The sequence below is a fragment of the Bradyrhizobium sp. KB893862 SZCCT0404 genome, from assembly GCF_018130885.1.
Classification (GTDB): domain Bacteria; phylum Pseudomonadota; class Alphaproteobacteria; order Rhizobiales; family Xanthobacteraceae; genus Bradyrhizobium; species Bradyrhizobium stylosanthis.
In genome coordinates, this window is record NZ_JAFCLT010000006.1 from 461,251 (window position 1) to 477,442 (window position 16,192).

A 16,192-nucleotide genomic window follows, 5' to 3' on the forward strand; every position below is an offset into this window, starting at 1 on the left:
TTTGGCTGCAATCCTGCCTTCAATTTTTGAGGTGCGCAACTAAAATTCTGACCTATGAACCTCACCATGGAAATGACTAAGGTTTGCAGAGGAAACAGGCGGCACCCCACGCCGTCCGCAAGCAAGCCGAGAGGTATTCATGGCCGCCATCTATTCTGACCTTGTCGGCAAGGTCGTTCTCGTCACCGGTGGCGCATCGGGAATTGGCGCAGCGATCGTGCGGCGCTTCGCGCAGCAAAAGAGCAACGTCGTGTTCTTCGACATCAAGGAAGACGAAGGCCGGCGCCTCGCACGCGAATTGTCGGATCAAGGTCTCGGCGCGCATTTCCAGCGCGTCGATCTGACCGATATCGCTGCGCTGCGTGCCGGCGTTGCGCAAGCGCGCAGCGCGCACGGCGCCATCGACGTCCTCGTCAACAATGCCGCACATGACGAACGGCACAAGACCGAGGAGATGACGCCGGAGTATTGGGACGACCGCATCGCGGTGAACCTGAAGCACCAGTTCTTCGCCGCACAAGCCGTGTTGCCGGACATGAAGGCGGCGAATGCCGGCGCGATCATCAATTTCGGCTCGGTATCGTGGATCGCCGGACAAGGCGGCATGGCCGCCTACACCGCCAGCAAGTCGGGTGTGATCGGTCTGACACGTTCCCTCGCGCGCGATTACGGCCCCTACAATATCCGCGTCAACGCGATCGCACCGGGTTGGATCATGACCGAGCGCCAGCTCGAGAAATGGGTGACGCCAGCGGGCGAGGTCGAGCTGATGCAGCGGCAATGCCTGAAGCGGAAGCTGGTGCCGGACGAGGTCGCAAAGTTCACCGTCTTCCTCGCCTCCGACGAGGCCTCCGCCTGCACCGCGCAACATTACGTCGTCGATGGCGGATGGGTGTGACAGGCATTGAGGATGATGGCCGCATCCGGATGCGAACCGGATGCCGCTGAATCCTCCCGCAGCGTTGGTCTTTCGCCTGCTGCACCGCGAAACCGTCCGCGCCGCAACATTCAAAAATGAGACTGCCCGTCAAGCCGGACGAGGCGTCCGCGCGTGCACTGCATTCGACTTCGGCTAGCTTCCCCCTAAAGCCGCGGACCGTTCGAGAGCCGCGGACGCCGCGCCAATTCGGCCCGGCAACAAACCGACGACACAGGGAGGAGCACAATGTCGAAATGCAGCATCGGACTGCTCGCGCTGAGCAGCCTGTTTCTATCAAGCGCGGCCATCGCCCAAGAAAAGATCAAGGTGGGCGTCACCGCGACCCTCGAAGGCACCTACACGGTGCTCGGCGAGGACGGCATGCGCGGCCACCAGACGGCACTCAACGTGCTGGGCAAGAAGATCGGCGACAAGGAACTCGAATTCATCGTCGCCTCGACCGACGCGACGCCGGACTCCGCGGTGCGCGCGGTCCGCAAGCTGATCGAGCAGGACAAGGTGCAGATCCTGCTGTCGCCGCTCTCCGGCGACGAGGGCATCGCGGTGAAGAATTTTGCCAAGACCCACCCGGAGCTGACCTTCATCAACGCGGCATCGGGTGCCCAGGAAACCACCTATGTCGATCCTGCCCCGAACTTCTTCCGCTACAACATGGACGGCGCGCAGTGGCAGGTCGGCCTCGGCAAATATGCCTATGACGAAAAAAAGTATCGCAAGATCGCGACCGTCGGCGAAGACTATTCCTTCATCTACACCCAGGTGTTTGGGCTGGTGCTCGAATTCTGCGGCGCCGGCGGACAGGTGACCAACCGGCAATGGGTGCCGCTCGGCACCAAGGACTTCGCCTCGGTGATCGCCGCCTTGCCCGACGATGTCGACGCGATCTATCTCGGCCTTGGCGGCGCGGACGCCGTCAACTTCCTCAACCAGTATCAGCAGGCCGGCGGCAAGGCGCATCTGATGGGCGGTTCCATCATGATCGACCAGACCATCCTGTCGTCAAAGGGCAACGCCAAGAATGCGCTGATCGGCACCATCGCGGCAAGCGGCCAGGCCGACACCTGGGAGGATCCAGGCTGGCAGAAATTCGTGAAGGCCTATCAGGACGCCTTCCCGCCCAACAAGCGCTTCCCGAGCCCGTCGCTGCTGGCCACCAACTACTACGGCTCGACCATGGCGCTGATCCTCGCGCTGCGTCAGGTCAACGGCGACCTCTCCAACAACCAGGGAAAGTTCAGAGAAGCACTGGCGAAGATCGAGCTCGACGCGCCGAACGGCAAGATCAAGCTCGACTCCAACCGCCAGGCGATCGGCACCAACTTCGTCACCGAGGTCGTCGATGACGGCAAGGGCGCGCTGTTCAGCAAGGTCGTGAAGGTGATCCCGAACGTCAACCAGACGCTCGGCTATGATCCGGCGGTGTTCTCGAAGATCGGATTGCCGAGCCGCACCGTGCCGGAATGTAAGAAGTACTGACGCATCACGCGACAAGACGTCGGGGAGCGACTCGCTGACGCGGTCGCTCTCCGCTCTTGCAATCTCGGCGGCGTTGTTGAACGCTGGCTGAAAAGAAGAACATTCGGGAGGGAAGGCATGAGCCGGGCGCTCGCCGTCTTCCACGGCCGCTTTGGCCGGGCGACGGTTTATCAGTTGAACCGCCCTTTCAATATCCACGCTCATCGCGAAGGTCATTTGATCTTCCATGTCGGCGGCATGCCCGCATGCATCGATGTCTCCGACGGACACTACGATCTCACCGAGACGTCCGTCGTCGCCGTCAATCCCTGGGAGCCGCACAACTTCCTGCCGAGTGATCTTGACGGCGGTGCCATCTTCTTCGTGCTCTACGTCAACGCCGAATGGTTTGCGCCCGATGCCTCCGGCACCGAGCGCATGCGGTTCGGCCGGACCCAGTTCAGACGCACGCCGGCGCTCGACAAGCACATCCGGCGCACTGCCGCCCTCGTGTGCGGCGCACCATCGCTCTCCAGTCTCGATTCCGAGCTAAGGCGGCTGATCGACATCTGCTACGACGAAAGCTGGCAGCAGGCCGAGATCGCGCGCGATCCGCGGGCCAGCGGCTCCGTCACCGATTTTCGCGTGCGCAAATGCATCAAGATGATGACGGAAAGCCCCGGCGCGGAGATCGAGCTCGACACGATCGCCCGCGAGTCCGGCCTGTCGCGGCCGCACTTCTACCGGCTGTTCCGCGTCCAGACTGGCGTCACGCCGAACCTCTATCTCAACACGCTGATCATGGAACAGGCGCTCGAAGCGCTGGTGGCCAGCGAGACGCCGATCGCCGACATCGGCTTCGATCTCGGCTTCACCTCGCAGAGCGGTTTCACCCGTTTCTTCGCCGCCAATGTCGGGATGGCCCCGACCGATTATCGTCGCGCGGCCAAGGTTTTGCGCGCCTGAGCGCTGCACGAAAAGATACTCACGATCAAACGTCGCTCTCGCCGCCCGGCTAGGATGTGGCCCAACGCGATCCCAAAGATGATCGCGACCGACGGGAGCGCACGTCCATGGCAAGGCCTGCAGCCACTGCTGGGCTGTCCGACCTGCATTCGATGAACTTTCGGCGTGTCGCCCGAACCAGCGGACGGCGCACATGAGCCGATTTGTCGAACGCCATCCCGCATGGGCGCTGATCACGATCATCGCCATTGCCGTCCTGCTCTGGCTCGTCTTCGCGGTCTGGCCGCCCGGTCTCGAAGAGGCGATCGGCCGCAAGCGCGTCTTTCTCAACGCCGTCTTCAACGGCGTCACGCTCGGGGGCCTCTACTTCCTCGTCGCCAGCGGTTTCACGTTGATCTTCGGTCTGATGCGCAACGTCAACCTCGCGCACGGCTCGCTCTATCTGTTCGGCGGCTATGTCGGCTATGCCATCAGCTCGGCGACCGGCTCCTGGCTGCTCAGCTTCATCGTCGCCTTTATCCTGACCGCCCTCGTCGGCGTGCTGCTGCAGGTAATCGTGTTCCGCCGCATGGAGGGGCAGGACCTCAGGCAGACCATGGTGACGATCGGCCTGTCGATCGTGTTTGCCGATCTCATGCTGTGGGCCTGCGGCGGCGATTTCTACCAGATCCAGACCCCGAGCTGGCTGATCGGGCCCGTGGACCTGCCGCTGATCACGGCGGTGAAGTCCTCGGGCGAGCCGGTCTATCTCAGATATCCGATGGTGCGGCTCGTGATCTTCGCTGCGTCCGTGATCATCGGCGTTGCGATGTGGCTCGCGCTCAATCGCACCCGGATCGGCATGATCATCCGCGCCGGCGTCGATGATCGCGACATTCTCGCCGCGACCGGCGTGCGCATCCAGCTCGTCTTCGTGCTGGTGTTCGCGTTCGGCGCCGGCCTTGCCGGCATCGCCGGCGTGGTCGGCGGCACCTTCCAGTCGTTGTCGCCGGGCGAGGACATCCGCTTCCTGCTGGCCTCCCTCGTGGTGGTGATCGTCGGCGGCATGGGCTCGATCCCCGGTGCGGCGCTCGGCGCGCTGATCATCGGCCTCGCCGAGCAGCTCGGCTCGGTCTACATCCCAACCTACGCCATCGTCGTGACCTTCCTGATCATGGTGCTGGTGCTGGCGATCCGGCCGCAAGGCCTGCTGGCGAGGCGCTGAGATGTCGCTGGCCCACGATGCCCGCGTTGCCGTTCATCCCGCCGCCGGAGCGCAGCGCCCGGCGCGGACATGGCCGGAGCTCAACAATCCCTCCGCCTGGGTCATTGCGGCCATTCTCCTGATCATGCCGCTGATCGCCAACGGCTTCTTCCTGATCGAGATCTTTGCGACCACGATGATCCTCGGCATCATGGCGCTGAGCCTGATGTTCCTCGCCGGCTATGGCGGCATGGTCAGCCTGATGCAGCTCACCATCGCGGGCTTCTCGGCCTACATGGTCGCCGTGTTCGGCGTGAGCGGCAACGCCAATATCAGCCTGGGCTGGCCGTGGTGGCTCGCCGTTCCCATGGCGCTCGCGCTGGCGACCGCCTTCGGCACGCTTGGCGGTGCGCTCGCGGTGCGCACCGAGGGCATCTACACCATCATGATCACGCTCGCGATCGGCGCAGCCTTCTACTATTTCACCAACCAGAACTGGGCGATCTTCAACGGTCACACCGGCATCAACACCGTGGCGACGCCCCATTTCTGGGGCGTCAACTGGCGCGCCGACATCCCCTTCTACTACGTGGTGCTCGCGGTCGCAGCACTCTGTTATTTCGCGGTCGAATATCTCTCGCGCGCGCCCTTCGGCCTCGCGCTCCAGGGCGTGCGCGACAATCCGCGGCGCATGGCGGCGCTCGGCTTCAACGTCAACGCCCATCGCGTCGCCGCCTATGCCTTCGCGTCCTTCATCGCCGCGCTCGCCGGCGTGCTCCAGGTCTGGAACTACCGCCAGATCTCACCGGGCTCGGTCAGCGTCGGCGCCTGCATCGACGTGCTGATCATCGCCGTGGTCGGCGGCATCACGCGGCCGATCGGCCCTTTCATCGGCGCCCTGATCTTCGTGCTGCTGCGTACCTTCGCGCTCGACTTCCTGGTCAGGCTCGGGCTCGACGGCAACCGCTTCCGCCTGCTGATCGGGCTCGGTTTCCTCGCCATCGTGTTCTGGTCGTCGGACGGCGTCATCGGCCTGTGGCAGCGCTGGCGCCAGCGTCAACGCCGCGACGACGGCCACTCTCGCGGAGGGCGCCGCCATGGATAGCGTCGCCCAGCGCCTCTCCGCCGTCGGCGCCGGTGCCGCGCTCGAGCTGCGCGGCGTGACGCGGTTGTTCGGCGCGCTGGCGGCGCTGACGGACGTCACGATCACCGTGCGGCCCGGGGAGCGGCGCGCCGTGCTCGGCTCCAACGGCGCCGGCAAGACCACACTCTTCAACTGCATCACCGGTGACTTCCCGCCCTCCTCCGGCACCATCCGCTTCTTCGGCGAGGACGTCACCCACTTCCCGCCCTATGAACGCATCCGCCGGGGCTTGCGCCGGACCTACCAGATATCGGCACTGTTTCCGGGCCTCACCGTGCAGGACAACGTCTATCTCGCCTGCCGCGGCGTCTCGCGCGGGCGCTTCTCGTTCCTGCGCCCGGGGCAGAACGACGCGCTGATGCATGCCGCGGACAATCTCGTGCAGGCCGTGCATCTGTCCGCCGTGAAGGACCAGCGCGTCGCCGAGCTCGCGCACGGCCAGCAGCGCCAGCTCGAGATCGCGCTCGCGCTCGCCGGCGCCCCGCGCTTCGTCCTGTTCGACGAGCCCGCCGCCGGCCTGTCGCCGACCGAACGGGCCGAGCTGATCGAGATCCTGACCTCCCTGCCCGCCCATATCGGCTACATCATCATCGAGCACGACATGGACGTGGCGCTGCGCGTCGTCGAGAGCGTCACGATGATGCACAACGGACGCATCTTCAAGGAAGGCCTGCCGCAGGAGATCCAGTCCGATCCCGAGGTGCAGGAGCTCTACCTCGGAGGCGGCCATGAGTGAGGCCCGCCGCTCACCCGCCGCGCTCGAGGTCCGCGGCCTCGACGTCTACTATGGCCACTCGCACGCGCTGCAAGGCGTCGATCTCACGCTGGAAAGCGGCGTGTTCTCCGTCGTCGGCCGCAACGGCATGGGCAAGACCACGCTGTGCAAGGCGATCATGGGGCTGGTCGGCGTGAGCGGCGGATCGATCCGCGTGCGCGGTGAGGATGTCACGCGGCGGCCGCCGGCCCAGATCGCGCGGCTCGGCGTCGGCTATGTGCCGCAGGGACGCCGCCTCTGGCGCTCGCTCAGCGTCGACGAGCATTTGCAGCTTGCCGGCGGGATGCGCTCCGGCGCGTGGACCGTCGAGCGCATCTACGACACCTTCCCGCGCCTCGCCGAACGCAAGGGCCATGGCGGCGGTCAGCTCTCCGGCGGCGAGCAGCAGATGCTGGCGATCTCGCGTGCGCTGCTCACCAATCCGCACCTGTTGATCATGGACGAGCCGACCGAAGGCCTTGCGCCCGTCATCGTCGCGCAGGTCGAGGAGATGCTGCTGCGGCTCGGCGAGGACGGCGACATGGCCGTGCTCGTGATCGAGCAGAACATCGGCGTTGCCACCGCGATCTCGCGCAACGTCGCGATCATGGTGAACGGCCGCATCAACCGCATCATCGACTCCGGCCGCCTCGCCGCCGACCGCGATCTGCAGCAACGCCTGCTCGGCGTCGGACTTCATGCCGAGCTCGAACCCGATGTCGATATCCCCGCGTCCGGCTCCGAAGCAAAGCCGGCGCCCGCGCCGCGCCGCGATGGACCGGTCCGCATCTACGTCTCGAACCCCGTGCTGCCGACGCGATGGTCGCAACCAGTGCCGATCGCCCGCATCGAGGCGGCGGCCCGCACGCGCTCGACGGAGGTCACGCGGCTGGAGGAGACGACGCGGCGCAGGCGCGAGCCCGCCCTTACGCAGACGGCGGGCCCGCCTGTCGTCCTGGTCGTCGGGACGCTCGATACCAAGGGCCAGGAGCTGCGCTTCATTCGCGACATCATCGCGGCAGCCGGCCTTCGCACCCGGCTGGTGGACGTCTCGACCAGCGGGAAGCATTCCAGCTGCGATGTCTCCGCGCAGGAGATCGCGCTCAATCACGGCCGCGGCGGCGCGGCTGTGTTCGGCCCCGACCGCGGCGCGGCCGTGACCGCGATGGCCGATGCCTTCGCCAACTGGCTGCGACGACAGGGCAACGTTGCCGGCGTGATCTCGGCCGGCGGCTCGGGCGCGGCGTCCCTGGTCGCGCCGGGTATGCGCACGCTTGCCGTCGGCCTGCCCAAGCTGATCATCTCCTCGGTCGCCTCGGGCGACGTCGGCCCTTATGTCGGCCCGTCCGACATCACCATGATGTACTCGGTCACCGACGTGCAGGGGCTGAACACGATCTCGCGCGCCGTGCTGGCCAATGGCGCCAATGCGATCGCCGGCATGGTCAAGGCGCGGCTCGATGAAAGCGCCGCAACGGCCCGCCAGACCGGCGGCCTGCCGTCGGTCGGCATCACCATGTTCGGCGTCACGACTCCCGCGGTGCAGAAGATAGCAGCCGAGCTGCGCGACGATTTCGAATGCCTGGTCTTCCACGCCACCGGCGTCGGCGGCCGCTCGATGGAGAAGCTCGTCGAGTCCGGCCAGCTCGCCGGAATTATCGACCTCACCACGACCGAGATCTGCGACCTGCTGATGGGCGGCGTGTTCCCGGCGACCGAAGATCGCCTCGGCGCCATCATCCGCAGCCGCCTGCCTTATGTCGGATCGGTCGGCGCGCTCGACATGGTCAATTTCGGCGCGCCCGACACTATTCCCGAGCGCTACCGCGGCCGCAAATTCCACGTCCACAATCCGCAGGTGACCTTGATGCGGACGACGGTCGAGGAGAACGAGCGTATGGGCCGCTGGATCGCCGAACGCCTCAACCAGATGGATGGCCCCGTGCGCTTCTTCCTGCCCGAGGGCGGCGTCTCCGCGCTCGATGCACGCGGCCAACCGTTCTGGGATCCGGACGCGGACACGGCGCTGTTCCGAGCCCTGGAGCGCGATGTGCGCCAGACCGGCAACCGCCAGCTCATTCGCATCTCTAAGAACATCAACGATCCCGACTTCGCCGCCGCGATCGTCGGCGCGTTCCGAACGCTGTTCGGCCGCGCCGGCACACGGCGGAGACTAGCGAGGTGACCGATGGCCAGGTTTGAACGCGCTGCCCTCCTGAAGAAGTTCCGCGACATGGCAAGGCGCGGTGAGCCGATCGTCGGCGGCGGTGCCGGCACCGGCCTGTCGGCCAAGTGCGAGGAAGCCGGCGGCGTCGATCTCATCGTCATCTACAATTCCGGGCGCTATCGCATGGCCGGGCGCGGCTCGCTCGCAGGCCTGATGGCCTACGGCGATGCCAACGCCATCGTTCTCGAAATGGCGAGCGAGGTGCTGCCGGTGGTCGGCCAGACCCCGGTGCTTGCGGGCGTCAACGGCACCGATCCGTTCCGCGACATGGACGTCTTCCTCGACCAGCTGAAGGCCCTTGGTTTCGCCGGCGTCCAGAATTTTCCGACAGTCGGCCTGATCGACGGCACCTTCCGCGCCAATCTCGAAGAGACCGGCATGTCCTATGCGCTCGAGATCGACATGATCGCGAAGGCGCACGACAAGGACATGCTGACCACGCCCTACGTCTTCAGCGAGAAGGAGGCCGCCGCGATGGCGATCGCCGGCGCCGACATCATCGTTTGCCACATGGGCCTGACGACCGGCGGCACGATCGGCGCGCAAACTGCCCTCAAGCTCAAGGACTGCCCCGCGCGGATCGACACCTGGGCCACGGCAGCGCTCAGCGTCAATCCGGACATCCTGGTGCTGGCCCATGGCGGCCCGATCGCGGATCCCGCCGATGCCGATTTCATCATGAAGAACACCCGTCATTGCCACGGCTTCTACGGCGCCTCCTCGATGGAGCGGCTGCCCGTCGAGCGGGCGCTGACGGAGCAGGTCCGTCAATTCAAGGCGATCGGCGCGCGATAACGCCGGATAGGTCGAGGGAGGGAAAGATGTCAGGGATGCTGGTCGGTGAATTGATCCTCTGGCTGATCGTCGCGATCATCGTGATCGTGGTCGGTGTCTACATCGTGAACTGGCTCTACCACCGCTCCTCCAAGGAGACCTCGTTCGTCCGGACCGGCTTCCTGGGCGAGCGCGTGGTGATCAACGGTGGCGCCTTCGTGCTGCCGTTCATCCACGACTACACGCCGGTCAACATGAACGTGCTGCCGATGGGTATCGTGCGGTCGAGGCAGGACGCCGTGATCACCCGCGACCGTATGCGGGTCGACATCGAGGCCGACTTCTATGTCCGCGTGCAGCCGACCCGCGAAGCCGTCTCTATCGCGGCCGCAACGCTGGGCCGCCGCACCATGGAACCGGGGCAGCTCCACGCCCTCCTCGCCGGCAAATTCATCTCCGCGATCCGTTCGGTCGCCTCCGAGATGACGATGGAAGAGATGCACGAGCGTCGCGGCGACTATGTCGCGCGGGTGAAGACCAACGCGGCCGAGGCGCTCGCCCAAAACGGCCTTGAGCTGGAATCGGTCGCGATCACCGATCTCGACCAGACCGACCTCGAATTCTTCAATCCGTCGAACCGGTTCGACGCCGAAGGCCTCACCCGCCTGATGGAGGACATCGAGGCGAAGCGGAAGGTGCGCAACGACATCGAGCAGGACTCGATGATCAAGATCCGCTCCCGCAATCTGGAGGCCGAGCGGCAGGCACTCGAGATCGAGCGGGAGAGCGAGACCGCGCGCCTGGAACAGGAGCGCGACATCGAGATGCGCCGTGCGCTTCAGCGCACCGAAGTCGCCCGAGAACGGGCCCTGCGCGAAACGGAGGCCGAACAGGCGCAGATCTCGGCGCGCGAAGCCATTGAGCGCGCCCGCATCGCCAACGACCAGGCCATTGCGGAAGCCCGCATCGCCTCCGAACGCGAAACCCGCCAGAAGGAGATCGAGCGCACCCGCACCATCGAGGAGAAGGAGCTGCTGGCGCGCGAGGAGATCGAGAAGACCCGGATCGCGAACCAGCGCTCGATCGATACCACACGTATTGCCAGCGAACGCGAGGTGCGCCAGCGCGAGATCGAGCGCATGCGCACGGTGGAGGAAGCCGAGATTGCCGCCCGCGAAGCGATCGAGAAGGCCCGCATCCAGCAGGACCGGGTCGTCACCGACGCCCGTATCGCCAACGAGGAGGAGACCAGGCGTCGCGAGATCGAGCGCACCCGCGCCGTAGACGAAGCCGAGATTGCCGCGCGCGAAGCGACCGAGAAGGCTCGCATCGCCCAGACCATGACGGTCAATGTCGAGCGCATCTCCTCGGACGAGCGCACCCGCGCGCTGGAGATCCAGCAGGTCCGCACCATCCAGGAGGCCGAGATCGAGGCGCAGCGCGCGGTCGAGGCCGCCCGCATCGCCCGCGAGCGGACGCTGGCCGCAGAGCGCATTGCCGCCGAACAGAACACCCGGCAGCTCGAAATTGAGCGCAACCAGACGCTGGACGTCGCCGGCATCACGGCGCGTGAGGCAACGGAAGCCTCCCGCATCGCGCAGGAGGAGCGCGTCCGCTCGCTGGAGATCGCCCGCAACCGTGCCGTCGAGGAAGCCGACATCGCCTCGCGCGAGGCGATCGAGGCGGCTCGCATCGCCCAGGAGAAGGCGGTTGCGGCCGAGCGCATCCAGGCCGACCGGGAAACCAAGGCGCTCGAGATCGAGCGGACCGGCGTTCTGGAAACGGCCGAATTGAAACGGCGCGACGCTGTCGAGCGCCAGCGCATCACGGTCGATCTGGCGCTCGAAGCCGAGCGCATCAACTCCTCGAAGAAGCGGGAAGTGCTTAACATCGAGCAGAAGAAGGCCGTCGAGATCGCGGACGAGGACCGCGTCATCGCCCTCTCCACCAAGCGCTCCGAACGCATCGACGCCGATCGCCAGGTCAAGCAGGCCGAGATCGTCGCGCGCAAGGAGGTCGAGACGACCGACGTGTCGCGCGAGCAGGCACTGGAGGCCGCCCGCATCGAGCGTCGCCGAGCCATCGAGCAGCTCGAGGTCGCCCGTGTGCAATCCTTGCAGGAAGCCGAGATCGCCTCACGCGAGGAAGTCGAGCGCGCCCGGATCGCCTCCGACCGCGGTCTCGACGAAGCCCGCATCGGCCGCGAGCGCGAGTTGCGTAAGCTCGAGGTCAATCGCGAGAAGGACGTTGAGACAGTGCTGATGGAGAAGGCGATCGCGATCCATCAGAAGTCGCTGGAGGAGTCGGCCGCCCGCGCCGCCGCCGAGGAAGCACGGATACGTGCGACCGAAGCCGCCGAGCGTGTCGTCACCGCGCGCGAGAGCGAGATCGCCAAGCGCCGCAAGACCGTCGAGGTCCTGCTGGCCGAGAAACAGGCCGAGGAGACCCGGATCGCGGCCGAGGCCGAGCGCGTGCGCGCCGCGGTCGAGGCGGAGGCGCAGCGCATGCTCAACGAGGCGGAGAACGTGCTGACGGATCAGGCACGCTACTCGCTGTTCCGCCGCAAGCTGCTCGACCGCATCGAGGGCATCGTGCGCGAGAGCGTCAAGCCGATGGAGAAGATCGAGGGCATCCGCATCCTCCAGGTCGACGGCCTCAACGGCAACGGACATGGCGGCGGCAACGGCGGCCGCAGTGCCACAGACGAGGTGATCGACTCCGCCCTGCGCTACCGCGTCCAAGCACCCCTGATCGACTCCATCCTGTCGGACATCGGCGTCGAAGGCGGCAGCCTCGCCAAGATGCCCGGCCTGATCCGCGAGGCTCGCGACATGCAGGGCATCAAGGACTCCGCGCGCAAGAGCGGCGGTGGCGACAAGCCTGCCGCCCCGCCCTCGGAAGGTGGCGAGCCGCCGGCCGAGCGCGGCCCGCGGAAGAAGAGCTGAGGTCTGAACCATGGCCCGCGTCTACGTCTCCACCGTCGTCAACGCCCGCAACGATCGGGTCTGGGCGCGGGTGCGCGATTTCAACGGCCTGCCGAACTGGCACCCGGCCATCGCCGAAAGCCGGATCGAGGGTGGCGAACCCTCGGACAAGATCGGTTGTGTGCGAGATTTTCGCCTGCGCAACGGCGACCGCATCCGCGAGAAGCTCTTGGGGCTCTCCGACTACGACATGTTCTGCACTTACGCGATCCTGGAATCGCCGATGGGCGTCGAGAACTACGTCGCGACCCTCAGGCTCACGCCAGTCACCGACGGCGACCAGACCTTCATGGAATGGACCGCGGAATTCGACTGTCCGCCGGAGCGGGAGACCGAGCTCGTCGGCAATATCGGCGGCGGCGTATTCCAGGGTGGCTTCGATGCGTTGAAGCGCGTGTTTGGAGGCTAGCCGTGCCGCATGTCGTCAAGAGCACGATCCTGGACGCGCCGACCGAGGCGGTGTGGAACGTGCTGCGCGATTTCAACGGACACGATCATTGGCATCCCGCGGTTGCGACCTCCGCGATCGAACGCGCGCAATCCGCCGACAAGATCGGCTGTGTCAGGCGGTTCAAGCTCAAGGACGGCTCCGAGCTGCGCGAGCAGTTGCTGGCGCTGTCCGACCTCGAACAGACCTTCAGCTATTGCCTGCTCGATACGCCGATCCCGATGTTCAACTACGTCGCCCATGTCCGGCTGCTGCCGGTCACCGACGGCGACCGAACCTTCTGGCATTGGGAGTCGCGGTTCACGACACGATCCGAAGACAGGGACCGCATCACCCACATGGTCGCCGAAGACATTTACCAGGCCGGGTTCGAAGCGATCCGCCGGCATCTGAAGGAGGCCGCCTAGATGGCCGTGACAGTGAAGACCTTTACGAGCGCCAGCGAGGCGGCCGGGGCGTTGTCCTCGGACCGCAGCGCGCGCTATCTCGGCGGCGGCACGCTGGTGATGCGGGCGCTGAACGAGGGCGACGTCTCGATCTCGACCGTTGTCCGCGCGCAGGACCAGGCGCTGATCCGGATAGACGCGTCCGGGCCACGCGTGACGCTGGGCGCCGGCGTCACCTTTGCGCGCGTGCTCGCCGAACGCGATCTCGCCTTCCTGCACGGCCCTGCCCGCTCGATCGGTGGCCCCGCCGTACGCAATATGGGGACCATCGGCGGCAATCTGTTTGCGCCGAGTCCCTACGGCGATTTCACCGTGGCGCTGCTCGCGCTCGACGCCACCGTCGCGGTGCAAGGCGGCTTCGGCAGCCGCGACATCCCGATCGAGGAGTTTTTGCAGGCGCGCGACCGGCAGGCCGGCACGCTGGTTCTGTCGGTGTCCTGCACCCGGCCGGCCAGCAGCGAGGCCTTCCGCTATCGCAAGATCGCCCGCATCAAGCCGAAGGGCGGCGCGGTCATCACGCTCGCGGCGCATCTGCCGGTCAGCGGCGGACGGATTGCGGGCGCGCGGATCGCGCTGGGTTCGATGGCCCCGACGCAGATCCGCGCCAGGGCAGCCGAACGGGCGCTGGAGGGGCGCTCGCTGGATGCCGCGACCATCGCGGCCGCCGCGTCCGCGGCGAGCGAGGGAACATCACCGTCCGACAACGCACTGGGCAGCGCCTGGTATCGCCGCGAGATTGTCGGCGTGCATTTGCGGCGTCTGCTGTCGGGACAGGAATAGAGCGCCATGTCGAAAATTCCGCTTCAGTTCCGCCACAACGGCCGCGACGTCGCGATCTTCGTCGACGGCGGCACCAATCTGCTGGTCGCTCTGCGCGAGCTGATCGGCGATATGACGCCGAAATTCGGCTGCGGCCAAGGCGGCTGCGGCACCTGCAGCGTCTTGGTGGATGGTGAGCTGCACCTTTCCTGCCTGACGCTCGCCGAAACGGTCGCAGGCCGCTCGGTCGAGACGCTCGACGGCATGAAGCAGGGCCCCAACCTGCATCCGCTGCAACGCGCCTTCGCCGACCATTTCGCCGCCCAATGCGGCTATTGCACGCCGGGCATGCTGATGGCCGCGAAGGCCCTGCTCGACCGCAATCCTACGCCGAGCCGCGACGAGGTCATCGAGGCGATCTCCGGCAACATCTGCCGCTGCACCGGCTACGAGCCCATCATCAATGCCATCCTCGCCGCCGCCGGCGGCCGGGTCAGCGCGTAAGGGAACGCGACCATGCTGGAACTGCGCAAGGACATTTTTGCCGACGAGCGCGACGACAATCTGAAGGAGATCGGCAAGGGCACTCAGCGCCAGGACATGCTCGGCCATGTCACCGGCACGTCCAGCTATTTCAACGATCACAAGCTTCAGGGCATGCTGCATCTGAAGGTCGTGCGCTCGACGCATGCGCATGCAAGGCTCCGCCGCATCGACACCACCGAGGCCGAACGCTCCTCGGGCGTACGGCGCATCATCCGCGGCGCTGACGTACCGCGCAATCTCAACACGCTGCTGAGCCTGATCAACTTCGGCAAGGACGACGAGCCCTCGCTCGCAGTCGACAAGGTCCGCTACAAGGGCGAGCCGATCCTCGCCATCGTCGCCGACAGCGAGCGCGAGGCCTTCGAAGCGATCGCAAAGGTCAAAGTCGACTACGAGCCGCTGCCGACCGTGTTCGACGTCGAGGACGCGCTGAAGCCGGGCGCCCCCGTGGTCAACGAGACCTATCCCAAGAACACCTTCACCTATCACGAGACCTACGACCACCAGCGCCTGCGCTTTGGCGATGCCGATGCGGCGCTCGCGACCGCCGATCATGTGCTCGAGCAGCGCTACCAGATGTCCCCGATCGAGCACGCACCGACCGAGACCAACGGCGCGATCGCAGCGCCCGACACCAACGGCCGCTACGTCGTCTACACCTCGACCCAGGCGCTGTTCTTCTCGGTCGACACCTGCGCCAAGATCCTGGACGTGCCCTCCAACACCTTCCACTTCATCGGCGGCACCGTCGGCGGCGGTTTCGGCGGGAAGGTGGACACACTGACCGAGCCGCTCGCCATTCTCGGCGCGATGCTGACCGGGCGGCCCGTGCGCTACGTGTTCGGGCGCGAGGAGGAGATGCAATACGGCCCGCCCCGCGGCGCCGAGCGCATCTACATCAAGGACGGCGTGATGCGCGACGGCCGCATCGTCGCGCGCAAGATTCGCGCCTATTTCGACAGCGGGGCCTATACGCGGCTGTCGAGCTATGCCGCCGTGAAATGCGCCGCGCATCTTCCGGGCCCCTACACCATCCCGAACGTCTATGGCGACGTCTACTGCGTCTTCACCAATCGCACGCCGGCCACCGCCATGCGCGGCTTCGGCGTCACTGCGATGGATTTTGCGATCGAATGCCAGATGGACAAGCTGGCCAACCTCGTCGGCATGGACCCGATGGAGTTCCGCATCCTCAACGCCTATCGCGACGGCGACATGAAGGCGCACCGGCGCGAAGCCAAGAACACCGCGCTGATCGAATGCGTGCAGGTTGCAGCCGAGAAGGCGAAATGGCCGATCCGCGAGGAGTTCAAGCGTGCCTCCTCCCGCAAGGACGGCGGCGGCGGCCGCGCCGCGATCCCCGCGACGCCGACGGATTCTTCGCGCGGGAGGCCTGTGACGCCAACGCAGCAGCGCACCAGCTATGACAGGCTTCCGCCGACCGTGACCCGCGAACCTCCGCGCGATCCGCCTCCACCCGCACCGCCTCCGCCGCCGCCCCGCCCGGCTGCCCCATCGCACGGGGCGACCCGCTTCTCGTCCGTGTTCGGAACAAGGAGACGCTGA

Annotated in this window: 14 protein-coding genes; all 14 read left to right on the forward strand. The window is 66.1% G+C overall.

The genetic code is table 11. The features are described from left to right. The first annotated feature begins 139 nt into the window (after positions 1 to 139). On the forward strand, positions 140 to 898 hold the full coding sequence (locus JQ617_RS25160; RefSeq protein WP_212028627.1) for an SDR family NAD(P)-dependent oxidoreductase: 759 nt from the start codon (positions 140 to 142) through the stop codon (positions 896 to 898). Positions 899 to 1,165: 267 nt separating this feature from the next. After that, positions 1,166 to 2,416 (forward strand): ABC transporter substrate-binding protein, encoded by a 1,251-nt coding sequence (locus JQ617_RS25165; RefSeq protein ID WP_212028628.1) that lies wholly within the window; start codon positions 1,166 to 1,168, stop codon positions 2,414 to 2,416. A 117-nt stretch (positions 2,417 to 2,533) separates the two neighbouring features. Beyond that, a complete protein-coding gene (locus JQ617_RS25170) occupies positions 2,534 to 3,361 on the forward strand; it encodes an AraC family transcriptional regulator (RefSeq protein ID WP_212028629.1) in 828 nt (275 codons plus the stop codon). A gap of 193 nt (positions 3,362 to 3,554) precedes the next feature. Continuing rightward, the gene (locus tag JQ617_RS25175) at positions 3,555 to 4,565 is read left to right on the forward strand and encodes a branched-chain amino acid ABC transporter permease (RefSeq protein ID WP_212028630.1); all 1,011 of its coding nucleotides are present in this window, start codon (positions 3,555 to 3,557) and stop codon (positions 4,563 to 4,565) included. A gap of 1 nt (position 4,566) precedes the next feature. After that, positions 4,567 to 5,649: a branched-chain amino acid ABC transporter permease gene (locus JQ617_RS25180; protein ID WP_212028631.1), complete on the forward strand. Its 1,083-nt coding sequence runs from the start codon at positions 4,567 to 4,569 to the stop codon at positions 5,647 to 5,649. Then, on the forward strand, positions 5,642 to 6,424 hold the full coding sequence (locus tag JQ617_RS25185) for an ABC transporter ATP-binding protein (RefSeq protein WP_025035423.1): 783 nt from the start codon (positions 5,642 to 5,644) through the stop codon (positions 6,422 to 6,424). Before JQ617_RS25180 ends, JQ617_RS25185 begins: the two co-directional genes overlap by 8 nt. Continuing rightward, positions 6,417 to 8,627: an ABC transporter permease gene (locus JQ617_RS25190; protein ID WP_212028632.1), complete on the forward strand. Its 2,211-nt coding sequence runs from the start codon at positions 6,417 to 6,419 to the stop codon at positions 8,625 to 8,627. The genes JQ617_RS25185 and JQ617_RS25190 overlap by 8 nt, the downstream gene beginning before the upstream one ends. A gap of 3 nt (positions 8,628 to 8,630) precedes the next feature. Further along, entirely contained in the window at positions 8,631 to 9,464 is an 834-nt protein-coding gene (locus JQ617_RS25195; RefSeq protein WP_212028633.1) for a phosphoenolpyruvate hydrolase family protein, read from the forward strand. A gap of 26 nt (positions 9,465 to 9,490) precedes the next feature. Next, complete coding sequence (locus tag JQ617_RS25200) at positions 9,491 to 12,388, forward strand: flotillin family protein (RefSeq protein WP_212028634.1); 2,898 nt, start codon at positions 9,491 to 9,493, stop codon at positions 12,386 to 12,388. 10 nt (positions 12,389 to 12,398) lie between these two features. Further along, positions 12,399 to 12,836: an SRPBCC family protein gene (locus JQ617_RS25205; protein ID WP_212028635.1), complete on the forward strand. Its 438-nt coding sequence runs from the start codon at positions 12,399 to 12,401 to the stop codon at positions 12,834 to 12,836. Positions 12,837 to 12,838: 2 nt separating this feature from the next. After that, on the forward strand, positions 12,839 to 13,282 hold the full coding sequence (locus tag JQ617_RS25210) for an SRPBCC family protein (protein WP_212028636.1): 444 nt from the start codon (positions 12,839 to 12,841) through the stop codon (positions 13,280 to 13,282). Next, a complete protein-coding gene (locus JQ617_RS25215; protein ID WP_212028637.1) occupies positions 13,283 to 14,101 on the forward strand; it encodes an FAD binding domain-containing protein in 819 nt (272 codons plus the stop codon). A 6-nt stretch (positions 14,102 to 14,107) separates the two neighbouring features. After that, a complete protein-coding gene (locus JQ617_RS25220) occupies positions 14,108 to 14,584 on the forward strand; it encodes a (2Fe-2S)-binding protein (protein WP_212028638.1) in 477 nt (158 codons plus the stop codon). Positions 14,585 to 14,596: 12 nt separating this feature from the next. After that, positions 14,597 to 16,192: a xanthine dehydrogenase family protein molybdopterin-binding subunit gene (locus JQ617_RS25225; RefSeq protein ID WP_212028639.1), complete on the forward strand. Its 1,596-nt coding sequence runs from the start codon at positions 14,597 to 14,599 to the stop codon at positions 16,190 to 16,192.